Origin of the sequence: Sphingomonas sp., from assembly GCF_042096255.1 — a bacterium.
Classification (GTDB): Bacteria; Pseudomonadota; Alphaproteobacteria; order Sphingomonadales; family Sphingomonadaceae; genus Sphingomonas.
In genome coordinates, this window is record NZ_JBELLZ010000177.1 from 1 (window position 1) to 3,113 (window position 3,113).

4 protein-coding genes and 1 pseudogene are annotated in these 3,113 nt (G+C 66.7%); all 5 read right to left on the bottom strand.

The genetic code is table 11. From position 1 onward, the window contains the following. Positions 1–346: FAD-dependent oxidoreductase (locus ACFDTH_RS17910; RefSeq protein ID WP_375288906.1), on the bottom strand; the 346-nt coding region annotated here is incomplete at its 3' end. After that, positions 339–707 (bottom strand): DUF5615 family PIN-like protein, encoded by a 369-nt coding sequence (locus ACFDTH_RS17915; RefSeq protein WP_375288907.1) that lies wholly within the window; start codon positions 705–707, stop codon positions 339–341. The genes ACFDTH_RS17915 and ACFDTH_RS17910, both read right to left, overlap by 8 nt. Positions 708–710: 3 nt before the next feature. Further along, a complete protein-coding gene (locus ACFDTH_RS17920; RefSeq protein WP_375288908.1) occupies positions 711–947 on the bottom strand; it encodes a DUF433 domain-containing protein in 237 nt (78 codons plus the stop codon). Positions 948–960: 13 nt separating this feature from the next. Further along, positions 961–2,208, bottom strand: a complete 1,248-nt coding sequence (odhB, locus tag ACFDTH_RS17925) for a 2-oxoglutarate dehydrogenase complex dihydrolipoyllysine-residue succinyltransferase (RefSeq protein WP_375288909.1) — start codon at positions 2,206–2,208, stop codon at positions 961–963. A 72-nt stretch (positions 2,209–2,280) separates the two neighbouring features. Beyond that, positions 2,281–3,113 (bottom strand): annotated as a pseudogene (gene sucA / locus ACFDTH_RS17930) (2-oxoglutarate dehydrogenase E1 component); the annotation flags it as partial.

Below are 3,113 nucleotides of genomic sequence, written 5' to 3' on the forward strand. Positions count from 1 at the left end.
GACCCTTGAGCCAGGTGACCTTGTTCTTCTTGAACAGGAACTCGATGCCGCCGGTCAGCTGCTTGACCGCGTCGCGGCGCTGGCCGTGCATGGCGTCCATGTCGAGCTCGGGGGTCACCTTGATGCCCATCTTCGCCATCGCGCCATTGGCGGCGGCGTCGAAATATTCGGACGCGTGGAGCATCGCCTTGGAGGGGATGCAGCCGACGTTGAGGCAGGTGCCGCCCAACGTCTCGCGGCTCTCGGCACAGGCGGTGCGCAGCCCCAGCTGCGCGGCGCGGATCGCGGCGACATAGCCACCGGGGCCGGCGCCGATCACCAGGACGTCATAATCGTATTCAGCCATTGTTCGCTCCCGGCGGGAATGGCTTGATGCGTTCCCCGCTCTTGGTGATGGTGACCATCTGGCCCGGTGCAATGCCCCGTTCAAGGCAAGCGATCAGACGGTCCGCCGTTGTTGCCCACTCCGGTTGGGGCAGGCGACTCAGCAGGATCGCTCGAGGCCGAGGCAATCCTTTGTTGAAGGTCCAATCACCGAAGCCCTTGTCGCCGGTGATGAAGATCGCTTCGCCGATATCTGCGCGGCGAAGAAGGTCCTCGTCCGATCTCCCGGGCATCGTTTCCTGGATATGCTCGACTTCATACCCAGCCTCCCGAAGACGCTTGACCACCCGCCGATGGACATTCTGATCGGCGATGAGGCGCACGCGTCAGGCGGCTTCCTGACGCGCCGAGGCCGCTTCCTTGATGAGCAGATCGTGAGTGAAGGCGACGGCGGCGCGGATATCCGCTTCGGTAAGGCTGGGATACCCATCGATGATCTCCGTCACCGTACCACCCTGGGCAAGGTACTCAAGGATTAGCTCGACAGAGATACGCGTGCCCTTGACCACCGGCTTGCCGCCGAGGACGGCGGGATCCGAGTGGATATGCTCGCGCCAGTTCATCGCCTCCACTCCGTTACAGGTCGATTAGGATCCGCGTCGGGTCCTCAATAGCATTCTTTAGCGCGACCAGGAACGTCACTGCCTCGCGGCCGTCGATCAGGCGGTGGTCGTAGGACAAAGCGAGGTACATCATCGGGCGCACCACTACCTGGCCGTCGCGGACCACCGGGCGGTCCTCGATGCGGTGCAGGCCCAGCACCGCGGCCTGCGGCGGGTTGATGATGGGCGTCGACATCAGCGATCCGAACACGCCGCCGTTGGAGATGGTGAAGGTGCCGCCCTTCATCTCGTCCATCTTGAGCGTGCCGTCCTTGGCGCGCTTACCGAAGTCGCCGATGGTCTTCTCGATGCCCGCGACCGACAGGTCCTGCGCATCGCGGATCACCGGCACGACGAGCCCGTTGGGGGCGGACACCGCCACCGAGATGTCGACATAGTCGTGATAGACGATCTCGTCGCCCTCGATCGACGCGTTGACCGCGGGGATGTCCTTCAGCGCCATGCAGGCGGCCTTCACGAAGAAGCCCATGAAGCCGAGGCGGACGCCGTGCTTCTTCTCGAACAGGTCCTTGTACTTGGCACGCGCCTCGATCACCGCGGTCATGTCCACGTCGTTGAACGTGGTGAGCAAAGCGGCGGTGTTCTGTGCGTCCTTGAGGCGCTTGGCGATGGTCTGGCGCAGGCGCGTCATGCGCACGCGCTCTTCCTTGCGGCCAGTGGAGGCGGCGACCGATGGGGTCTGCGGCGCCTCGGCAGCGGCGGGCGCGGACTTCGCGGTGGCGGCGGCGGCGATGTCCTCCTTGGTGAGGCGGCCGTCCTTGCCCGAGCCGCGCACGCCCGAGGGATCGACGCCCGTCTCCAGCACCGCGCGGCGGACCGAGGGCGACAGCGCGGCGGGCGCATCGCTGGTCACCGGGGTGGCGCCGTGATTGCCATAGCCGCCGGCCGCGGGGGCGGGCGCCTCGCTCTTGGGCGCCTCGGCAGCAGGCTGGGCAGCCGGCTTGGCGGCAGCGGCACCGCTACCACCCGCCTCGACCGTCGCGATCATCGCGCCGACCTGCACGGTGTCGCCCACCTTCACCGCATGCTGGCCGAGCACGCCCGCCACCGGCGAGGGCACCTCGACCGAGACCTTGTCGGTCTCCAGGCTGGCGATCGGCTCGTCCGCGGCGACGGCGTCGCCCGGCTGCTTGAGCCATTCGCCGAGCGTCGCTTCGGTGATCGATTCGCCCAGCGTGGGGACCAGAACTTCGGTTGCCATCTTCACCTCGTCATCCCGGACAGCGGGATCGCATCGTAACAGGGAAGCCCCGGCGACCGCCGGAGCGACGTATCAGCTTGCGGCCTTGCCGGCCTTCTTGGTCGAGTCGGCCGAACGGGTCCGCCGGATCTCCTCGCGCACCGAATGGCCCAGCGCATCGGCGATCAGCGCGCCCTGCTCGGCCTGGTGCCGCTTCATCAGCCCGGTCGCAGGCGACGCGGCGGCGGCCCGGCCGGCATAGCGCGGACGTGCCACCTTGCACTTGGCCTTGCCCAGCGCCGCCTCGATGAACGGCTCCACGAAGAACCAATATCCGTTGTTGCGCGGCTCCTCCTGCGCCCATACCACCTCTTCGAGGTTGGGCATCAGCTGGAGCCGCTCGCACAAAGGCTCGCCCGGGAAGGGATAGAGCTGCTCGATGCGGACGATCTGGGTGTTCTTGTCGCCGGCCGCGTCGCGCGCCTCCATCAGGTCATAGGCGACCTTGCCGGTGCACAGCACCAGCCGCCTCGTCTCCGCATCCGACGCCCCGTTCGGATCGGAGAGGATGCGGCGGAAGTGGCTGTCGCCCAGGAACTCCTCGGTCTTCGACACTGCCAGCTTGTGGCGAAGCAGCGACTTGGGGGTCATCACCACGAGCGGCTTGCGGAAACTGCGATGCATCTGGCGGCGCAGCAGGTGAAAATAATTCGCCGGGGTGGTGACGTTCGCCACCTGCATGTTGTCGCCCGCGCACAGCTGCAGGAAGCGCTCGGGCCGTGCCGAACTGTGCTCCGGCCCCTGCCCCTCGTAACCATGCGGCAGCAGCATCACCAAGCCGTTGGCGCGCAGCCACTTGGCCTCGCCGCTGGCGATGAACTGGTCGATCATGATCTGCGCGCCGTTGACGAAGTCGCCGAACTGCG

Excerpts from the sequence above, each read along its gene's own strand:
- ACFDTH_RS17920 (WP_375288908.1), bottom strand. The coding sequence starts at position 947 with ATGAACTGGCGCGAGCATATCCACTCGGATCCCGCCGTCCTCGGCGGC.
- odhB (WP_375288909.1), bottom strand. The coding sequence starts at position 2,208 with ATGGCAACCGAAGTTCTGGTCCCCACGCTGGGCGAATCGATCACCGAA.